The sequence below is a fragment of the Paraburkholderia sp. J10-1 genome, from assembly GCF_905220165.1.
Classification (GTDB): Bacteria; Pseudomonadota; Gammaproteobacteria; order Burkholderiales; family Burkholderiaceae; genus Paraburkholderia.
Map to the genome: position 1 here is coordinate 97,163 of NZ_CAJMYW010000012.1, position 17,713 is coordinate 114,875.

A 17,713-nucleotide genomic window follows, 5' to 3' on the forward strand; every position below is an offset into this window, starting at 1 on the left:
TCAGGCTAGTCTCGAAATAGCGCTGCGGCACCTTTTTCAAGATTCGGACTCGTCTGATAGGGACGGCGAGGGCGAGTGGATATCGTTTGTCGGTACAGCTTCTGACAAAGGACTCTCCATGACCCCGCATCGCGATATTACCGACGAAGAATGGCAGCGCGTGATGCTGCTCCTGCCCGAACTGCGCCCGCGCACCGAATTGCGCGGCCGGCCGCTTGCCAACACGCGCTCGGTGCTCAACGGCGTACTGTGGATCATGTATAGCGGCGCGACCTGGTCGGCCATGCCGCGCCGCTACCCTTCGTATCAAACCTGCCATCGCCGCTTCAAGACCTGGCACGACAATGGCGTGCTCAAGCGCGTGATGGGCGAGTTGTTCGGCGAAGAGGGCGTGACGTTGTGCGACACCATCGAAACGCGCATGCGCAAGCACGTGAGTCGCGCCGAAAAAGCGGCGCGCAGGCAGGAAGCGGCACGCAACACGCCGCGCAATTCGCCGTTCGTACCGGTCGCGCCCGCGTCCGCGCCATCGCAGCCATTCAACTATCGCTCTGTGTATCGTCACACGGCGTAACACCAGCGCGTATCAAACTCCGGCCGAAGCGGCGCATGTGCCCGCTTCGGCCGGTTTCGTCTCTCAGGTTCCCTTGCGGTTTGCGCGCCGGTTCTTAGCTCTATCCGTTCACTGCTGGCGCACCCACGTCTGCGAGCGGCCAAGCAGCGAAATGCCCAAATAGCCGCGCACGACGAGTTTCTGGCCACCGTCTTCCGTATGCATCTTGCAGCGGTAGATCTTGCCGTTCTCGGGGTCGAGAATGTGGCCGCCGTCATAACCTTCGTCGGTTTTCTTCATGCTGTCGATGATCGTCATGCCGAGGATCAACTGGTCCTTGCGTGCGTCGGTGCAGGCCGTGCAGCGCCGGTCGGGCTGGTCATTCGCGCTGAGTCCCTTGATGACCTTGCCACTTAGATCACCGTTGGCGTCGGCGCTGATCTGCACGAGCGCCTTCGGTTGGCCGGTGTGATCGTCGATCGTCTGCCAGACGCCGACAGGCGTGTCGCTCTGCGCGTGCGCGGCGAGCGCACTGCACAGCAGTGCGCTCGCCAACGCGACACGGCGCGCCGCGCGTCCCATGAATCGGCTCATGTCTTCCTCCACTGATGTTGTTTGTCATGTCGATGCTGCCCATGCAGCGCGACTGGCACGCCGCAAGGTGAGGGCAGGATACTGGAAAGGATCGCGCGCGTTTGAGAGAAGGCACTCTAGTTTGTCCGGCTGCGGGGCGCCGCATCCGGTCGACAACCGGTTGGCGGCTAAACGTGCCGTTTGCGTCGGGGGCACAGCGCCCGCCGTTCGCGAGACATGATCGAACGCACTTTCCGCTCTGTGTGGCGCTGGACCAAAACGGCCGTCGGCGCAAGGACACCGCACAATTCCTCGGAATTTCTCGCAAAGTGTTGTGGGAAAAGATACGTAATCGGCAAATTTTCTACGAGCGACCCGAAACACGTGAAAGTGAGTAATAATTGTGCCGATTTGTAAAAATTAGAACTGTTCAAAGCAGGTACTACATGGACTACAAGTGGAGAGTTCGTCGCACCGCCTTGGCGGTGCTGGTGTTAGTCGGGGGTATCGGTACGGGCTGCGCACAGACGCCGCCTGACAATCCAGCAGTAGCGGCGCCCGTAGCACAGACCACCGCCGCACCCGCAGTGCAGGACGAGCAGGTAGCAACCGCTGCGTTGCCTACGGCAGCGAGCGTAGCGACCCAGCCAGGCGTACTCACGCCGGATGAAGCGAAGCAGAACGCCGCAGGCAACGTTGCCGAACTGCAGCAGATGCTGCGAGGTTCGGATCTCGCCGAGTTGCGTACGACGTACAACGGCTCGTATGGCGCGAGCTTGCTGTTTTACGGCAAGGAAATGACGTACTACGTCACGCTGTTCCAGAACAAGACGTTCTGGCGCGTGATCAAGACGAGCGACGAGACGCGTGCTGAAGCGATCTATCGCGACTTCGCGATGAAGTCGGGGCAGCTTGCCGAAGTGGAAATCCGCCGCACGCGCCTTGAAGCGCAGAAGGCGTTCACGGACCGCATGATCGCGCTCACGCAGGATCATGCGAACCGGCTCCAGGCGGATCTGGCCATCGCGCGCGAACAGCAGGCACTCGTCGCGGACCAGCAGAAGCAGGGCCGCGATCAGGCGAACGCGTTGCAGGCGCAGAAGACGGCCGCCCAGGCGCAACTGCGCACGGTGCAGCGTCAGGTGCGCGAGTTGCAGCAACAGGTTGAAGGCGGTTTGCCGATCCGCTGATCAACAGTACGCGGTATGGCCTGGGCGCATGTTTGCGTCCAGCCTTGCGAGACTGCAGATGCGACACGCAAAAGGCGGAGCGCCAATGGCGCTCCGCCTTTTTTCATGCTGCGACCGTGCCGGGCGCGCTCAGTGCTTGCCGTGGCGATGCGTGTCGCGGCCCTTGTGGGATTCGTCTGCGGAATGCGGCTTGGGTTGTGAGCGGGTGGGCGTAGGGTCCACGGCGATCGGATCGCTCGCGGGGAAGGTTTCGTCGAGTGCTTCGTCGAGCGGGTCTTCCTGCGAGGGCTGCGGGGCTTTCGGCTTGGATGCGCTCATGGCGGTCTCCCTGGCGATAGGCGTCATGTTCAGAATAACGCAAAGCCAGGATCGTGACCGTGAGCGACGACCGCCAGGCCGATTCGAGGCGCAGAACGAGGCGCAGAAGCGCAACTGCGTTGAACTCGACGAAGCGCGCGCAAAAGAGCGGGCGCGCCGTGGCGCGCCCGTACTGTTCTGAAAACCTGCGCGGCGTGCAGCCAGCGCGCAGCGGCTTAGCTGTTGCCCGAGCCTTCGCCGCCGTTGCCACCGTTATTCACCGCGCCGTAGAGGCGGCGGCGGCGCGTGACGACGACCGGGCCGTCCTGGGACGCACGGTCGTTGCCCGGTGCACCCGAGGGTGCGCCGGACGGCGCCGACCAGTTTTCGCGCGGCTCGCGCGATTCACGCGGTTCTCGTTGTTCACGCGGACCATGGCCGCCATGGCTGCCGTGCGGGCCGCGGCTCGTATGCTCGCCGTGCGAGCTGCGAGCGCCGCCCGGGCGCGGACCCGGCCGGGTGCCGGTGTCGAGCTGGATGGTCGAAATGGCGCGCTTGTAGATGCCTTGCAGGCCAACGGGCGTGCGCAGCATCACCAGGTACTGATCGAACGACTCGATGCATCCGGTCAGGCGAATGCCGTTGACCAGATAGATTTCGACGCGCTTTCTTTCCTTACGCGCGGCGTTCATGAAGTCGTTTTGCGGGTGCGATTCTGCGGAAGGCATGGACTAGATTTGGCCAGGCGGCGCAATGCCGCAATCAGTTGGAAACGTTTGCTCGCCGCGATTCTACCTTGTGTCGGCGAAGCGCGCGTGCGGGGAATAAGCTTACTGCAGAACTATACCGGCTCGCGGCCGCAACCGCAGATTGACGAAAAATGCATCGCTGCGTCCCTTGTCGTCGGCCGCTGGGAAGCGGGCGCCCGGATGACAGGTTGCAATGTTCAGCGACAGTGGTTTTCGAGGGCGAGACCTGCTGACGATATGTCACTCGTGTTGTCAGACCCGTGACGTTTCGACGCGCATGCGCTCACCCTCACAGCGTAGTCCATGACGGCCGGCCATGCTCGACCGATTCGCGGCCGGCTTGAAGCTTGGTACCGCGGCGCATCGCTCGCCTGCACGACGCATGTCGATCCGCTTGCGACGATTCTCGCGGTGCGCGAGGGCTGCGTTCCGTGCGGCGGCGCACGTCGGAGCGCCGTATTGGCACTTTATTGGCACCTGGTCGGCCGTGGATGGCGGGCGCGGCGGCGCACGAAAAGCGAAATCGCTGCTTGCGCGGAATAAGCGCACCGGCTGCAACGTTTTACGCGATATCGGCGATGGACCTCAATGGAGGGGATCATGGAGCGGTTTCGCAAAATTCTTGCGTATGTCGTCTGGGCGGCGCTGGCCGGCGTTGCGGGTGCAGGCCTGACTGCTTGTGGCGACATGAATCCGGGCGGGGCGTCGTCGACCAGCTCGGGCGGTTCGTCGGGCGGTGGCTACTGAGCGGCGTGCGGCGTGTTGCTTCAACCGTCGCCGGAGTTCGAGGCACAGGTCGTGGCGCAACTCGCGCCGATGCGACGCTACGCGCGCGCCCTGACCGGCGACGCCGCGTGGGCTGACGACCTCGTGCAGGACGCCGCGGAGCGCGCGCTCTCGCGCTGGACTTCGTTTCGCCCGCAAAGCAATCTGCGCGCGTGGCTGTTCACGATCCTGCGCCATCTCTACATCGACCAGCTGCGCGGCCGACGCGAGATCGCGGTGGATGACGAAGCCGCGCCGTGGCGCACGCTAGAAGCGCCGCACGGCGAAGTGGATGGTCTCGTGCTGCGCGATCTGCAGCGGGCGCTCTATGCCTTGCCGGCGGCGCAGCGCGAGGTGCTGCTGCTCGTGTGTGTGGAGGAGTTGAGCTACAGCGAGGCGTCGGCGGTGCTCGGGGTGCCGGCGGGCACGGTGATGTCGCGCCTCTCGCGGGCGCGCGAGCATCTGCGCGCGTTGCTCGATACGGGCCCGGTGCAGGATCCGGGCCGCGAGTCGGCGCAACGCGCGGCGCCGCTCAGGGTGGTGGGGACGCTACGATGAATGACGACGATCTCGGCCACGAACGCGATGGCGCGCCGCCTGGTGCCCCTGACAGCGGCGCTGAAGAGGATCTTGCGATGCTGGGCGCTTTCGTCGACGGCGAACTGCCCGCGGGCGAGCGCGAAGCGCTGCAGGCGCACCTCGCGAACGATCCGCGCGCGGCGGCGCGTGTCGCGGCCTGGCGCGCACAGAAGGCCGCGCTGAAGGCCTTGTGCGAAGGCTCGCGCGTGTCTGGCGAGGGTGAGGTGCCCGGTGCCGACGCCGCCGCCGCCACGCCTGCCGTGCTCGTGCTGCGTCCGCGCGTGCCGTGGTGGTGGCGCGCGGGTATCGCGGCGGCGTGGGTGGCCGTGGGCGCAGGGCTCTCGGTGACGGCCGCCCTGGTCGTGCCGCAGTTCGCGGGTCTCGCGCCAGAACGGGTCGCCGATTCGGCGCCGGGGGCCGTGCGCCGCGAAACGCCCGAAGCGTTCGCGCGCCGCGCCGACATTGCCTATGCCGTCTATTCGCCGGAGCAGCGGCATCCCGTGGAAGTGGGTGCCGCCGACGAGGCGCATCTCGTCGCGTGGCTCTCGAAGCGCCTCGGCAAGCCGCTTTCGGTGCCGTCGCTCGCGGAGTATGGTTATACGCTCGTAGGCGGACGTCTGTTGCCCGGCAACACGGGTCCGGCGGCGCAGTTCATGTACGAGAACGATGCGGGTGAGCGCCTCACGCTCTACGTGGCCGGTTCGGCCGCGGAGCGTGACCCCGTGCGTCTCTTGCGCGACGGCAATCGCCGCACGTTCTACTGGAGCACCGAACGCACGGGCTATGCGCTTTCGGGGCCGCAGACAGAACCGAAGCTGCACGAGATCGCGCTGGAGGTCTGCGGCGCGCTGGGCGGCAAGCCCGGGCAGTGGTGACAATGGTTTCGATGAGCGACGTTAGCGGAGCGGGCCGATGAACGACGCCAGCAGAGCGGGCCGATGAGCGACGCCGCGCCGACCTTGCCACCCGGCATCGACGAGGCCCGTTTCGCGCGTGCGCTCGCCGCGTTCGAAGGCATTGTCGGGGCGCCGAACGTCTGCCGCGGCGGCGCCTCGCTCGAGCCGTATTTCGACCCGTTCGTGCCGGTTGCCGATGCCCATGCCTTCGCGCCGTCGGCCGCGATCCTCCCCGCGAATGTCGAAGAGATCCGCGCGATCCTGCGCGTGGCGAACGAAACGCGCGTGCCGCTCTGGACCGTTTCCACGGGACGCAACTTCGCCTATGGCGGCGCCGCACCGCGCCTGGCGGGCTCGGTCGTGCTCGACCTGCAGCGCCTGAACCGCATTCTCGAAGTCGACGAGCGTCTCGCGTGGGCGCGCGTCGAGCCTGGCGTGAGTTACTTCGATCTGCATGCGCACCTGCGTGAGCAGCATCTGCGCCTGTGGGTCGATCCGCCCGCAGCGGGCTGGGGCAGCGTGGTGGGCAACACGCTCGAGCGCGGCTTCGGCACGACCGCCTACGGCGACCACGCCGCGTCGCAGTGCGGAATGGAAGTCGTGCTCGCCAACGGCGACGTGGTACGCACCGGCATGGGTGCGATCGAAAACGGCACGGCGTGGCAACTTTACAGGCCGGGCTACGGGCCGTCGTTCGACGCGCTCTTCACGCAGTCGAACTACGGCGTCGTCACGAAGATGGGACTCTGGCTCATGCCGGCGCCGCAGGCGTTCGTGATTGGCGAGATCCAGTTTGCGCGCGAGGACGATCTCGGTGTGCTCGTCGATACACTGCGCGCACTGCAGCTCGGCGGCACGATACGGCAGCACGCCGCGATCGAAGGCGCAATCCGGCGTGCCGCGAGCCTTGCGCCACGCTCGCGCTGGTACGAAGGCGAGGGCGCGATGCCCGAGGCCGCTGTCGCCGCCATGCAGCGCGACCTGGGCGTCGGCCGCTGGAATTTGCACTACGCGCTTTATGGCGCGCCCGAGGTAATCGACATGGAGCGGCGCATTGTCGAGCGTGCGTTCGCTGGTGTACCTGGCGTGCGTTTTTCTGCGCGGCGCTATGTGGAAGGCGAAGAACCGCAAGGTGGCGCGGATCGCAATCTCGCGGGCATTCCGGCGATGAGCGCGTTTCGCATGCTCGACTGGCGCGGCGGCGAGGGCGCGCATGTGGACTTCTCGCCGCTATGTCCCGCCGACGGCCGCGACGCGCTGCGCCAGTATGCGCTCGTCAAGGCGCGCGCGGCCGAGTACGGTTTCGATTACTACGGCGGTTTCACCGCGGCGGGGCGCTATCTGCACCATGTATTCGCGGCGATCTTCGCGCGCGAGCGCCGTGACGACGCGGCGCGCGCGGGTGACCTGCTACGCGCGCTGATGAGCGACGCGGGCGCGGCCGGCTACGGCGTATACCGTTCGCATCTGCTCTACATGGATTACGCCGCGGCGCAGTACGCGTTTAACGACGGCGCGCTGTTGCGGCTCGCGCAAACCGTGAAGGATGCGCTCGATCCACAGGGCGTGCTCTCGCCGGGCAAGCAGGGCGTCTGGCCCGCGGCGTGGCGCGCGCAACGCGGCTATACGTGATCGATTCACTTCAGGACTGCGTAGCGATCGGCAGGAGGGCGCACGGAGGGCTAGATGGACAGGCGGGCTTTTCTCTGCGATGTAGGTGCCGTGGCATTAGGCGCGGCTTGGCAGACGCAAGCGCTGCGGGTTGCGTTGGGCGAACGCGCGCCTCGTGCGAGTGCGGCGTTGAATTCGGCAAATGGCGTGGTGTTCGACCCGGCGCTCGCGCGAGGACGCGCGCTCGCGCAAGAAGCGGCGTGCGCGGGATGCGTTGCGTGGGCCATCGGCGATCATGGCGGCGGTGTCGCGGACGACGACATCGGCACCCTGTGGCACGCGCGGATCGCGCGGCGGCTCGAGCCCGGCGCGGCCTTGATAGGCGCGTTGCGCCCCTCGGATCGCTTCGTGCTTGAGCGCCTCGCAAACGCGCGCGGGGTGACGTTTCGCAACGCTGCCTGGTAGACCTTATCGTTTCGTGGCGCTCTTGCTTCAGCGTCTCGTATCTAAGGGGTCTTCGCGGTTTTCGCGATTTCCTCGTCGCGCAACTGGCGGCGCAGGATCTTGCCGATGGTCGATTGCGGCAGGGACTCGCGGAACTCCACGAGGCGCGGCACCTTGTAGCCCGTGAGCTGCTGGCGGCAGAACTGGATCAGCGCGTCTTCCGTGAGGGCGGGGTCGCGCTTCACGACGAATACCTTCACGCGCTCGCCCTGCACCGGATCGGGCACGCCGATTGCCGCCACCTCGCGCACGCCGGGATGCATTGCCAGCACGTCCTCGATCTCGTTCGGATACACGTTGAACCCCGACACGAGAATCATGTCCTTCTTGCGGTCGACGAGGCGGATATAGCCGCGCGCATCCATCACGCCGATGTCGCCGGTCGTGAGCCATCCATCGGCAAACACCTTTGCCGTTTCGTCCGGGCGATTCCAGTAGCCCTTCATCACTTGCGGGCCCCTCACGCAGAGCTCGCCGGGTTCGCCGATGCCGGCCCACGTGCCGTCGTCCTTGCGAAAGCGCACCTGCGTGGAAGGTGCGGGCAGCCCGATGGAGCCTTCCGGATGCGCCTGGCCCGCGTCCAGGCGTTCGACATCGACGGGATTCATCGAGACGATCGGCGAGCATTCGGTGAGCCCATAGCCTTCCACGACTGACTTGCCCGTCACGGCCCGGAAGCGGTCGGCGATGGCTTTCTGCATGGCCATGCCGCCCGCCATCGCGAGCTTGAGGCCCGAGAAGTCGCGCTCGCGGAACTCCGCGTTATCGAGCAGTGCGCTATAGAGCGTGTTGACCGCGCTGATGCAACTGAACGTCTCGTGTCGCAGCACCTTCATGACGCGCTTGATGTCGCGCGGATTGGCGATCAGGATGTTGCGGCCACCGAGCGCGAGGAAGATCAGCGCATTGATGGTGAGCGAATAGATGTGATAGAGCGGCAAAGGTGTGAGCACCGTCTCGGCCTTGGCGTCGAGCTGGTTGCCGACCCAGGCCTTTGCCTGCTGCACGTTCGCGAGCACGTTGCCGTGCGTGAGCATTGCACCCTTCGCGACACCCGTGGTACCGCCCGTGTATTGCAGGAACGCGAGATCCTCCGCGCGCGTCGCCACCGGGGCGTGCGGTGCACGCGCGCCGTGCGCGAGCGCATCGAGAAGACGCACGGCGTGCGGAAGGTGGTAGGGCGGCACCATTTTCTTCACGTGGCGCAGCATGACGTTGATGAAGCGGCCCTTGAGGTTCACGCCCTCGCCGAGCAAGTCGCCAAGCGCCGTCACGACGATGCGTTGCACCTGCGTGCCGGGCAGGGCCGCTTCGAGCGTGGCCGCGAAATTCTCGAACACGACGATGGTCTGCGCGCCGCTGTCCTGCAACTGATGCGCAAGTTCGCGCACAGTGTAGAGCGGATTGACGTTGACGACCACCGCACCCGCCTTGAGTGCGCCGAAGAGAGCAACCGGATACTGCAAGGTGTTGGGCAGCATGATCGCGACACGCTCGCCTCGCTGTACACCCGCGCCTTGCAGCCAGGACGCGAACGCCGTGGCCTTGCGGGCGAGCGCGGCGTAGGTCATCGGCGAGCCCGCGCTCACATAGGCGACGCGCTCGCCAAAGCGCGCCGTGCAATCGTCGAAGAAGTGTGTGAGCGAGGCGTACTGGCTCGCGCCAATTTCGTGCGGCACGCCGGGAGGGTACGAGGCGTACCAGATGCCGTCGGTGTTGGGTGGCGGCGCCTTAGCTGGGGCCGCTGCCTGAGCGGAGACTGCCACAGGGCTCGCCGGATCGGGCTGGGGCGTTTCGCTCATGGTGGACCTCCGGGCGGTATATCAACCGACTGCAAATGCCTGTTGGCTTACATCATGCAACGCCACGCGCCGTGCAGCCAGGAGGTGTTACCCGGTGTGCGAATGCGGGCGCCGGTCAAGATCAGCAAAAAGGCCGTGCGGGTGAACCCGGCACGGCCTTTATTGTGTTGCTGCAGCGCGGCGTTACGGGGCCGCCCGCACGTCAGACGCCGGACACCTCTTTCGCGGTCTGCGTCATGTCGATGCCTCGACGTTCGCGGCTGAACGGGATCAGCACGGCGATCACGACGGCGACCGTGCCGGCGACGATCGCCATGGCCATTGCATAGTCCTGGTTGTGCGTTTCGGCAAGCGACGCCTGCAGCGTGGCGTTCACCGAAGCGAACAGGTTACCGAGCTGATAGACGAGGCCAGGGAAGGTCGCACGCACTTCGTCAGGCGAAATTTCGTTGAGGTGCACCGGGATCACCCCCCACGCACCTTGCACCGAAATCTGCATGAGGAACGCGCCGAGTGCGAGCAGCACGGGGCCTTGCGAGAATGCCCACAGCGGCAGCACGGGCAGCGCGATCAGCGCGGCGATGAAGATGGCCTTGCGGCGTCCGATTTTTTCAGACATCTGCCCGAAGAAGAGGCCGCCTACGATCGCGCCGATATTGAGCACGATGGTGATGATCGAAACCGTGTGCGGATCGAAGTGATGCTGTTCGCGCAAGAAGGTCGGATACAGATCCTGCGTGCCGTGCGAGAAGAAGTTGAACGCCGTCATCAGCACGATGGCGTAGAGCGAAAGCTTCCAGTTGTGCTTGAGCGTGCTGATGAGGCTCGGACGCGCGCGCTTTTGCATCTCCTTGAAGGCCGGCGACTCGGGCACGTGCAAACGCACATAGACCACGAGCAGCGCAGGCAGCACGCCGACGAAGAACATGCCACGCCAGCCGATGTGCTGATACAGGACGCCAAACACGATCGAGGCGAGCAAATACCCGCTCGGATAGCCCGCCTGCAGCAGGCCGGAAACGATGCCGCGCGACTTGGGCGGAATGGTTTCCATGGTGAGCGCGGAGCCCACGCCCCATTCGCCGCCCATCGCGACGCCGAAGAGCGCGCGCAGGACGATGAAGGTAGTGAGGTTGGGCGAGAAGCCCGTGAGCAGTTCGAGCAGGGAATAGCACGCGATGTTGATCATCAGCGTGGGACGGCGGCCGTATTTGTCGGCGAGTCGGCCGAATATCAGCGCGCCGAGCGGGCGCATGGCCAGTGTCAGCGTAATGGCAAAAGCCACTGCCGGGATTTTGGTGTTGAATTCGGTGGCGATGTCTTTCAGAACGAAAACCATCAGAAAGAAATCGAATGCATCGAGCGTCCATCCCAGGTACGCCGCGATCGTGACGTTCTTCTGTTCACGCGTCCAGCTCATGTTGATTCTTCTCCTGTGAAACTAGGGCAATGCCATGTCTCCTGTCGATCGCGGTTGGCGTTTTGGCGCTTGTCGCGATCTCATGCACGTGTCGGCATTGCGTTGTGTGGCTTGGTTGTATCGCTTGGAGCGGCCCCCCCGTAACGGGCCGTGCGCGAGCAGTGTACGCCCGGCGTTAAACATTTGCATGCTTCTTGACTACACCCCGTAGTAATCCCTGGGAAGTTCGGCTATATGCGAAAGCATTTTGTTTTAATCGTAATTAAAACGTAATGAATGTGCAGGTAATTAAATGAGCGAATGCATTAAAGGGATGTCGATGAACCAAAGCAAACGAGCGGGCGTTGGCCCGCTCGTTTTCTTTGAAAAATCACACGATGCCTGTCGCGCGATTTAGCTGCGAAGTAACCAGCCGATGGCGCGCGAGATGACGTCGTGCCATTCACCCATTTGCGTCTGGCGCAGGACCGTTGCCGCGCTCATCCACGGCGTGCGTGCGCCCGTGCGGCCCCAGCGCCATTCGCCGGTCGGGTTGACGAGCACGGCGGTGGGTTTGCCGAGCATTGCGCTCAGGTTTGCGGCGACGGCGTCCACGCTCAACACGACGTCGAGCTGCTCGATGCAGGCCGCCGTGTCGGCAAAGCTCGCAATGCCGGGCCCGTAGTGACTCACCGCGCCACGGGGCGTGCCGTTCGCCAGTTCGGCGGCGGGGTGGTGCAGGCTGACGAGCTGCACTTCGCGCGTGAGCGCGGGGTGGGTCGTCAGGCGCTCGATTTGCTCGAGCGGTACGCTGCGCAAGCCGGCCCAGCAACGCTCCTTGCTGCCGACTTCCGGGGCGTGCTGTTGCGCGCAGTCCCAGAACAGGCCGACGAGGCGTTTGCCTGGCGCGCGCGCACGCAACGTTTGCGACCACGTGGACGCCCGTTCGCGCGCTGCCGCGGGCGCACGCAGATAAGCGTCGAAATACGGTTGGGGCCGCGGTGAATCAGCGGCGGCGAGCAGTGGCAGATGGAGCAGTGTGGCCTGCAGCGTCGGCGCGAATGCCTTGATCGTGTCGTGCGTTTCGGGCGGCAGGGGCGCGCTCTGCGCAAGCGGGCGCGCGGTGCCAAGCACGATGCACCCGGGCAAGGAAGCCTGCATGAGACCATGTATTGCGTGGTCGCACGTGAGCATGATTTCGGCGCCCGCGTCACGCCACTGGCGCACGGACGCGAACAACAGGAGCTGGTCGCCAAAGCCCATCTGGTGCGTCACGAGCACGCGTTCGCCGCGCAGGTCGCGTTGGCCGCTCCACATCGGCGCTTCGGCGTAGCGATAGTTGCCGCTGTCGCTGCGATTGCGTTCGAGCCAATGTGTGAACCCGCGCGTGTCGCCGAGGCTCAGCAACGCTTCGGCCAGCCACTTGCGCGCCCTTAGCGCGTCTCGCGAGAGGTCCGCCGGATGGCGGCTCAACGCGGTTTCGAGGTGGTCGATGGCGCGTTGCGTTTCGCCGCTCAGGTAGAGGTCGCGTCCGATCCGCGCTTCGCAGAAAAGCGGGCCCCACGGTAACGACTGATGCGCGAGCCAGTTGGCGGCTGCCTCGGCGTGACGCCCGCGCAGGCGCAACGCGCGGCCTCGCGCATGGATGAACCCGCGGTGCTCGGGGGCGAGCGCGAGTCCTTTGTCGGCCCAGGGCAGCATCTGCTCGTCGCGCCGCGCTTGGACCAGCGTTTCACAGATCTGCATGAGCAGGTCCGTATTGTCGGGCGCGTGCGCGTGGGCTTCGAAGGCTGCGAGAAGTTTTTCCTGGGCGGATTGGGACATGGGGCGGCCTGACGTCGAACGTTTCTGGGAGACAGAAAAATTCTATCGACGCCGTCCTGCAGGGGAATCAGACGAATCTGAGATATCGCGGGACTGGCGCTGTCGGGGCGCCGCTCACGAGAATGGGCGCAAAAAAACGGCGGCGCTGCGCCCGAAAGCGCGGCGCCGCCGCTGTGCCGGTAGTCAGACCCGGCGATGCAATCCGCTATTAGAAGATGTTGCGGAAACCGACTGCGACACCGGTCTGATTGTTGCGGCCCGGGAAGTCGGCGGTTGCCGAGCCGGTGCCACGCATGAAGTCGACCGTGCCATACACTTCGGTGCGCTTCGACAGCGAGTATTCGGCCAGCAGCACGGCCGAGTAGCGCACGCCGGTGCTGAGCGTCACGCCGTCTTCGTTCAGGCCGTTCTTGGCGTGGTCGTAGTAGTACGCTGCGGTCAGTTGCAGCGGCGAGGTGACCTGCCACGTGGCGCCGGCATAGAGGCCGTTGTCGATGCGGTTGGTTTTCGTCACGGGCGTCACGAAGTTGATCGCCGCGGGCGAATTCGCAGCCGCCATGTACTGGTCCACCACGCCCGTGTTGTCCTGGCCCCACAGCCAGCCGCCGTACAGGTGAACCGAACCGAGCGCATAGACCGCGCCGAGGTTGGCCACGCGGTACTTGTTGTTGTGCGCGTCGCTGTTTTGCTGGTAGCCCGCGAGCAGCTGGACCGGACCGGCCGCGTAGGTGGCCGTGAAGCCGTACATGTTGCTCGCGCCGACGCTGCCCGCCACGCCGCCGAAGCTGTACATGCCTTCGACTTCGAGGCCGCCGAACTTGCCGTCGTACTTGACCGAATTGTTCTCGCGCAGGCCATAGCCGAGTGCGCCCGGCAGCCAGCCGTCCTGGTCGAAGTTGCCGACGGTCAGCGGGTCGAAGGTGTTGCCGAGCTGATCGAACAGCGGGGTGTTCTGACGGCCCATCGTGACCGTGCCGTACTTGTTGCTCGATACCCCGACGTACGCCATCCGGTTGAACAGCGTATTCGAGCTCGCCAGTTGGCCGTTCCAGAGGTTGAAGCCGTTTTCGAGGCGGAAGACGGCGGAGAGGCCGCCGCCGAGGTCCTCGGAGCCCTTCAGGCCCCAACGGCTGCCGGTGATCGGGCCCTGCGTCATCTGCAGCTCGTTGTCGTTGTGCGCGTTAGCGTTCGTGAGGTAACGGATGCTGGTGTCGACGATGCCGTACAGCGTGACCGAGCTTTGCGCGAAGCTGTGCTGGCAAGCGAGAGCGAGGGCAACGCCGCCGATGGCCGATGCAATCTGGGTATGTCTCACGATGGGATCCTTTTTCTTCTGCTGCGTGTTGTAAGTTGTTCGGACCGCCGGGGTACCGGGGCCGTATTTCGTGTGTGCCAAGCCAGTGGATGCTGACCGGGGGCCGATGATAGACGCTCGATAAAAGGCTGAAAACGCTGGCTGTCGCGCGATTGCAACGGTTGCGCGTGCAAGTATCTGCCGCTGCATTTCGTTTCTGAGACAACTCAGGCCGCATAGAGCCGGACGCAAAAGCACAAATGTTATTTAATGAACGGTCGTGCTTTTCCCTATTTTCGTGGCTGGCGGGCCCCGCTAGAATCGTCGGCATCTCATCGCGTTCCGCAATGCGGAACTTCGGCCGGTCGACAGACATCAAGGAGACGAAAGCATGCGGGTCAGGGAAATGTTCGAGCTGGGTGGTCAGGTCGCACTCATCACCGGCGGCTCGCGCGGGCTGGGTTTGCAGATGGCGCAGGCGCTAGGCGAGATGGGGTGCCATGTGGTGATTACCGCGCGCAAGGCCGACGAACTCGCCGAGGCGGCGAGCCATTTGCAGGCGCTCGGCATCAAGGCGACCACGATCGTGAGCGATCTGCAGCGCGCCGAAGCCGTCAAGCCGCTCGTGGACGAGACGCTCGCGGCCTGCGGTCAGATCGACATCCTCGTGAACAATGCGGGCGCCACGTGGGGCGCCCCCGCGGAGGACTACCCCGACGAGGCGTGGCACAAGGTCATGAACCTGAACGTGAACGCGCCGTTCTTCGTCGCGCGCGAAGTGGGCAAGCGCAGCATGATCCCGCGCCAGCGTGGCAAGATCATCAACGTGGCTTCGATTGCCGGGCTGAAGGGCTCGCTCGGGCCCATGCAGACCATCGCGTACAACACCTCGAAGGCGGCGGCCATCAATTTCACGCGCGCGCTGGCGGCCGAATGGGGCAAGTACAACATCAACGTGAATGCGATCTGCCCGGGCTTCTTTCCGTCGAAGATGTCGGCCGGCCTGCTCGACAAGCTGGGGCAGGTGGTGATCGACCATACGCCGCTGCACCGTCTCGGCGACGACGACGATCTCAAGGGCGCCGTGGTGTTTCTCGCGAGCCAGGCGTCGCGGCATATGACGGGCCAGTATCTCGCCGTCGATGGCGGCGCGAGCATCGTCTGATTTCGCATGGTACGTGGCGTCACGCCGCTGCGCGCGGCTGGCGGCCGCGTGCTTCACCAGTCTTGCCCGACGGAGCTTGCCATGTCCACGTCTGCCCCGACGCATTCCGTAAATTCGCCTTCCTCGAGATCGCCCCATTGGCCCGCGCAACTTTCGCCGCATCTGAGCATTCCGCAGACGAACCTTTTCTATAACGCGGAGGTCTCGGCGGCGCGCTATCCCGACAAACCGTTTATCGTCTTCTACGACACGCCCGTTACGTTCGCGCAGTTCAAGGACGAGGCGGAGCGTGTAGCCGGGTATCTGCAGCAAGAGTGCGGCGTGAAGGCCGGCGACCGCGTGCTGCTCTACATGCAGAACAGCCCGCAATGGGTCATCGCTTACTACGGCATCCTGCGCGCCAACGCCGTGGTCGTGCCGGTCAATCCGATGAACCTCACCGACGAGCTCGCGCACTACGTGGAAGACAGCGGCGCGACGACCGCTTTCGTCGCACAGGATCTCTATGCGCGTATTGCGCCGCTCGTGCAGGAAGGCGAGGGCGATGGCCTCAAGCACCTGCTCGTTGCGACGTATAGCGACTATCTGAAGTGCGAGCCGTTTTCGCCGCCGCCCGAATTCGTGAGCGCGCCGCGCTGCGTCAGTGGTCCGGGTGTCGCGCACTGGGCCGACGTGCTCGAGGCGCGCTGCGTGCCCGGCGCGCTCACCGCCGGCGCCGACGATCTCTGCGTGATGCCGTACACCTCGGGCACCACGGGCAAGCCCAAAGGCTGCATGCATACGCATCGCAGCGTGATGGCGACAGCCGTGGGCGGTTGCAACTGGTTTGGCAGTAATCAGGATGCCGTACAACTTTCCGTGTTGCCGCTCTTTCACGTAACAGGCATGCAGGGCGGCATGAACAGCCCGATCTACAACGGCTCGACCGTGGTGTTGCTGCCGCGCTGGGATCGCGACGCCGCGGCGCGTGCGATCGAGCACTACCGCATCAACGGCTGGCAGGCGATCTCGACGATGGTGGTGGACTTCATCTCGAACCCGCGCATTCACGAGTACGACTTGTCGAGCCTCGCCTGGATGCGCGGCGGCGGCGCGACAATGCCCGACGCGGTGGTGAAGAAGCTCAAGGATCTGACCGGGCTCGACTTCGTCGAAGGCTATGGCATGTCGGAAACCATGGCGGGCACCCATATCAATCCGCCGCAGCGTCCCAAGCCGCAGTGTCTCGGCATTCCGGTGTTCGACGTCGACTCGCGTGTGGTCGATCCGATCACGCTGGAGGAAGTGCCGCCCGGCGAATCGGGCGAGCTGATCATGAACGCGCCGCAGGTAATGCAGGGCTACTGGCGCAACCCCAAGGCGACGAGCGAAGCGTTCATCGAACGCGACGGCAAGCGCTTCCTGCGCACGGGTGATCTCGTACGGCGCGACGAGGAGGGCTACTACTTCATGACCGATCGCCTCAAACGCATGATCAACGCGTCGGGCTACAAGGTCTGGCCGGCCGAGGTCGAAGCGCTGATGTACCGGCACCCGGCGATCAACGAGGTGTGCATCATCGGTACGCAGGACGCGCGCCGCGGCGAGACCGTGAAGGCGGTCGTCGTACTCGACCCGAAGCAGGTCGGCAGCGTGAATGAAGACGACATCATCGCCTGGGCGCACGACAACATGGCGGCCTACAAGGCGCCGCGCATCGTGCAGTTCGTCGAGGCGCTGCCGAAATCGGGCAGCGGCAAGATTCTGTGGCGCAAGCTGCAGGAGGAAGAGGCCGAGGCCCGCAGCAACACCTGAGCGCGCCGGCCTGCCCAGTACCCCTTAGTTGTCCTTCAATACCGAACCCGTCTGGATAGCGCGGTAGCGCGCGACGAATCCAGACGGGTTTCGTCTTTTTCGGGCTCGCGCATGCGTGCGCAAGTGTTACGCGCCTGCGAGCGCGGGCAAACCGCCTTCGCGCCAATCCTGCTCCATGGCGGCGGCCATCCCCCATTCCTGCGAACTGCGTGGGGCGGGCGCCGCCAGCGGCCACTCGCCCGGTGCCTGCGCGTTCTTGCGAGCGAGAATCGCCTCGCACAGAAATTCCATGCTGTACGCCTTCAGCAGATGCGGGTGATTCGCCTCGATATAAGCGGCGACGCGCGCATGTTCACCGGCGACCGAGGCGAGCGAGTAGAGCGTGCGCGCGTCCCAGCGAAACCGCAGGCCCAGTTCGGCAAATGCCGTATTGAACGCGCACAGTTGCGCTTCCAGTTGATGATCGTGGCGGGTGTCCAGGTGGCTCATGGCTGTCTCCTCGTGTCGAGTACCGTGAAGCAAGAGTAGAAGCGCCAATGAATAAACGATAGTTAAAGTTTTTTTAGAAAAATATAAATAGAAAGCTATGTATTGAGGGCAAACCCGCGAATCGTGAGAAATGCGCGCCGGTTACGCGTAAACCCCGCTTAGTCACGAGCGTTCTGCTGATATATTGTATTGGAAATATGAAATTCCCCAGCAGTAACGGCTAAACAGA

19 protein-coding genes are annotated in these 17,713 nt (G+C 64.6%); 11 read left to right on the forward strand and 8 right to left on the reverse strand.

The window, feature by feature from the left end; translation table 11 throughout:
* Positions 1 to 118 precede the first annotated feature (118 nt).
* Complete coding sequence (locus U5A65_RS29840) at positions 119 to 574, forward strand: transposase (protein WP_321914235.1); 456 nt, start codon at positions 119 to 121, stop codon at positions 572 to 574.
* A 108-nt stretch (positions 575 to 682) separates the two neighbouring features.
* Here U5A65_RS29840 and U5A65_RS29845 read toward each other — a convergent pair whose 3' ends face one another.
* Entirely contained in the window at positions 683 to 1,135 is a 453-nt protein-coding gene (locus U5A65_RS29845) for a DUF2147 domain-containing protein (protein WP_415765885.1), read from the reverse strand.
* A gap of 254 nt (positions 1,136 to 1,389) precedes the next feature.
* Between U5A65_RS29845 and U5A65_RS29850 the strand changes: the two genes are divergently transcribed.
* Both U5A65_RS29850 and U5A65_RS29855 read left to right on the forward strand, forming a co-directional pair.
* The gene (locus tag U5A65_RS29850; RefSeq protein WP_415765887.1) at positions 1,390 to 1,524 is read left to right on the forward strand and encodes a helix-turn-helix domain-containing protein; all 135 of its coding nucleotides are present in this window, start codon (positions 1,390 to 1,392) and stop codon (positions 1,522 to 1,524) included.
* Between the two features lie 48 nt (positions 1,525 to 1,572).
* Positions 1,573 to 2,316, forward strand: a complete 744-nt coding sequence (locus U5A65_RS29855; protein WP_321914237.1) for a DUF2968 domain-containing protein — start codon at positions 1,573 to 1,575, stop codon at positions 2,314 to 2,316.
* Between the two features lie 129 nt (positions 2,317 to 2,445).
* Here U5A65_RS29855 and U5A65_RS29860 read toward each other — a convergent pair whose 3' ends face one another.
* A complete protein-coding gene (locus U5A65_RS29860) occupies positions 2,446 to 2,634 on the reverse strand; it encodes a hypothetical protein (protein ID WP_321914238.1) in 189 nt (62 codons plus the stop codon).
* On the opposite strand from U5A65_RS29860, the gene U5A65_RS29865 reads away from it, so the two are divergent.
* On the forward strand, positions 2,633 to 2,815 hold the full coding sequence (locus U5A65_RS29865; RefSeq protein ID WP_321914239.1) for a hypothetical protein: 183 nt from the start codon (positions 2,633 to 2,635) through the stop codon (positions 2,813 to 2,815). The two genes, U5A65_RS29860 and U5A65_RS29865, sit on opposite strands and share 2 nt — an antisense overlap.
* A 34-nt stretch (positions 2,816 to 2,849) precedes the next feature.
* On the opposite strand, the gene hfq is transcribed toward U5A65_RS29865, so the two are convergent.
* Positions 2,850 to 3,341 carry an RNA chaperone Hfq gene (gene hfq / locus U5A65_RS29870; RefSeq protein WP_321914240.1) on the reverse strand — a complete coding sequence of 164 codons (492 nt, stop codon included), beginning with the start codon at positions 3,339 to 3,341 and terminating at the stop codon, positions 2,850 to 2,852.
* 621 nt (positions 3,342 to 3,962) lie between these two features.
* Between hfq and U5A65_RS29875 the strand changes: the two genes are divergently transcribed.
* The 5 genes from U5A65_RS29875 to U5A65_RS29895 all read left to right on the forward strand — a co-directional run bounded on the left by U5A65_RS29875 (position 3,963) and on the right by U5A65_RS29895 (position 7,678).
* Positions 3,963 to 4,109, forward strand: a complete 147-nt coding sequence (locus tag U5A65_RS29875) for a hypothetical protein (RefSeq protein WP_321914241.1) — start codon at positions 3,963 to 3,965, stop codon at positions 4,107 to 4,109.
* Positions 4,110 to 4,121: 12 nt separating this feature from the next.
* Positions 4,122 to 4,685: a sigma-70 family RNA polymerase sigma factor gene (locus tag U5A65_RS29880; protein ID WP_415765853.1), complete on the forward strand. Its 564-nt coding sequence runs from the start codon at positions 4,122 to 4,124 to the stop codon at positions 4,683 to 4,685.
* Positions 4,682 to 5,581, forward strand: a complete 900-nt coding sequence (locus U5A65_RS29885; protein WP_415765855.1) for an anti-sigma factor family protein — start codon at positions 4,682 to 4,684, stop codon at positions 5,579 to 5,581. The genes U5A65_RS29880 and U5A65_RS29885 overlap by 4 nt, the downstream gene beginning before the upstream one ends.
* 63 nt (positions 5,582 to 5,644) lie before the next feature.
* Positions 5,645 to 7,234, forward strand: a complete 1,590-nt coding sequence (locus tag U5A65_RS29890; protein WP_321914242.1) for an FAD-binding oxidoreductase — start codon at positions 5,645 to 5,647, stop codon at positions 7,232 to 7,234.
* A 168-nt stretch (positions 7,235 to 7,402) separates the two neighbouring features.
* Positions 7,403 to 7,678, forward strand: a complete 276-nt coding sequence (locus U5A65_RS29895) for a hypothetical protein (RefSeq protein WP_321948713.1) — start codon at positions 7,403 to 7,405, stop codon at positions 7,676 to 7,678.
* A gap of 41 nt (positions 7,679 to 7,719) precedes the next feature.
* On the opposite strand, the gene U5A65_RS29900 is transcribed toward U5A65_RS29895, so the two are convergent.
* The 4 genes from U5A65_RS29900 to U5A65_RS29915 form a co-directional block, all read right to left on the reverse strand.
* Positions 7,720 to 9,519, reverse strand: a complete 1,800-nt coding sequence (locus tag U5A65_RS29900) for an AMP-binding protein (RefSeq protein WP_321948714.1) — start codon at positions 9,517 to 9,519, stop codon at positions 7,720 to 7,722.
* Positions 9,520 to 9,721: 202 nt separating this feature from the next.
* Positions 9,722 to 10,939, reverse strand: coding sequence for an MFS transporter (locus U5A65_RS29905; protein WP_321914245.1), 1,218 nt, complete (start codon positions 10,937 to 10,939; stop codon positions 9,722 to 9,724).
* Positions 10,940 to 11,332: 393 nt separating this feature from the next.
* Positions 11,333 to 12,742, reverse strand: a complete 1,410-nt coding sequence (locus tag U5A65_RS29910) for a hypothetical protein (RefSeq protein WP_321948715.1) — start codon at positions 12,740 to 12,742, stop codon at positions 11,333 to 11,335.
* A 208-nt stretch (positions 12,743 to 12,950) separates the two neighbouring features.
* Positions 12,951 to 14,060, reverse strand: coding sequence for a porin (locus tag U5A65_RS29915; RefSeq protein ID WP_321936794.1), 1,110 nt, complete (start codon positions 14,058 to 14,060; stop codon positions 12,951 to 12,953).
* A 367-nt stretch (positions 14,061 to 14,427) separates the two neighbouring features.
* Here U5A65_RS29915 and U5A65_RS29920 point away from each other — a divergent pair, with 367 nt between their 5' ends.
* Together U5A65_RS29920 and U5A65_RS29925 are read left to right on the forward strand one after the other, a co-directional pair.
* Positions 14,428 to 15,201 carry an SDR family oxidoreductase gene (locus U5A65_RS29920; protein ID WP_321948716.1) on the forward strand — a complete coding sequence of 258 codons (774 nt, stop codon included), beginning with the start codon at positions 14,428 to 14,430 and terminating at the stop codon, positions 15,199 to 15,201.
* Between the two features lie 81 nt (positions 15,202 to 15,282).
* On the forward strand, positions 15,283 to 16,995 hold the full coding sequence (locus U5A65_RS29925) for a long-chain fatty acid--CoA ligase (RefSeq protein WP_321948717.1): 1,713 nt from the start codon (positions 15,283 to 15,285) through the stop codon (positions 16,993 to 16,995).
* 126 nt (positions 16,996 to 17,121) lie between these two features.
* Here the strand turns inward: U5A65_RS29925 and U5A65_RS29930 are convergent, their stop codons facing one another.
* Positions 17,122 to 17,484, reverse strand: coding sequence for a hypothetical protein (locus U5A65_RS29930; RefSeq protein WP_321914249.1), 363 nt, complete (start codon positions 17,482 to 17,484; stop codon positions 17,122 to 17,124).
* Positions 17,485 to 17,713 lie beyond the last annotated feature (229 nt).

Excerpts from the sequence above, each read along its gene's own strand:
- U5A65_RS29845 (WP_415765885.1), bottom strand. The coding sequence starts at position 1,135 with ATGGGACGCGCGGCGCGCCGTGTCGCGTTGGCGAGCGCACTGCTGTGC.
- U5A65_RS29865 (WP_321914239.1), top strand. The coding sequence starts at position 2,633 with ATGGCGGTCTCCCTGGCGATAGGCGTCATGTTCAGAATAACGCAAAGC.
- U5A65_RS29855 (WP_321914237.1), top strand. The coding sequence starts at position 1,573 with ATGGACTACAAGTGGAGAGTTCGTCGCACCGCCTTGGCGGTGCTGGTG.
- U5A65_RS29910 (WP_321948715.1), bottom strand. The coding sequence starts at position 12,742 with ATGTCCCAATCCGCCCAGGAAAAACTTCTCGCAGCCTTCGAAGCCCAC.
- U5A65_RS29900 (WP_321948714.1), bottom strand. The coding sequence starts at position 9,519 with ATGAGCGAAACGCCCCAGCCCGATCCGGCGAGCCCTGTGGCAGTCTCC.
- U5A65_RS29890 (WP_321914242.1), top strand. The coding sequence starts at position 5,645 with ATGAGCGACGCCGCGCCGACCTTGCCACCCGGCATCGACGAGGCCCGT.
- U5A65_RS29840 (WP_321914235.1), top strand. The coding sequence starts at position 119 with ATGACCCCGCATCGCGATATTACCGACGAAGAATGGCAGCGCGTGATG.
- U5A65_RS29875 (WP_321914241.1), top strand. The coding sequence starts at position 3,963 with ATGGAGCGGTTTCGCAAAATTCTTGCGTATGTCGTCTGGGCGGCGCTG.
- hfq (WP_321914240.1), bottom strand. The coding sequence starts at position 3,341 with ATGCCTTCCGCAGAATCGCACCCGCAAAACGACTTCATGAACGCCGCG.
- U5A65_RS29920 (WP_321948716.1), top strand. The coding sequence starts at position 14,428 with ATGCGGGTCAGGGAAATGTTCGAGCTGGGTGGTCAGGTCGCACTCATC.
- U5A65_RS29930 (WP_321914249.1), bottom strand. The coding sequence starts at position 17,484 with ATGAGCCACCTGGACACCCGCCACGATCATCAACTGGAAGCGCAACTG.
- U5A65_RS29925 (WP_321948717.1), top strand. The coding sequence starts at position 15,283 with ATGTCCACGTCTGCCCCGACGCATTCCGTAAATTCGCCTTCCTCGAGA.
- U5A65_RS29860 (WP_321914238.1), bottom strand. The coding sequence starts at position 2,634 with ATGAGCGCATCCAAGCCGAAAGCCCCGCAGCCCTCGCAGGAAGACCCG.
- U5A65_RS29885 (WP_415765855.1), top strand. The coding sequence starts at position 4,682 with ATGAATGACGACGATCTCGGCCACGAACGCGATGGCGCGCCGCCTGGT.
- U5A65_RS29905 (WP_321914245.1), bottom strand. The coding sequence starts at position 10,939 with ATGAGCTGGACGCGTGAACAGAAGAACGTCACGATCGCGGCGTACCTG.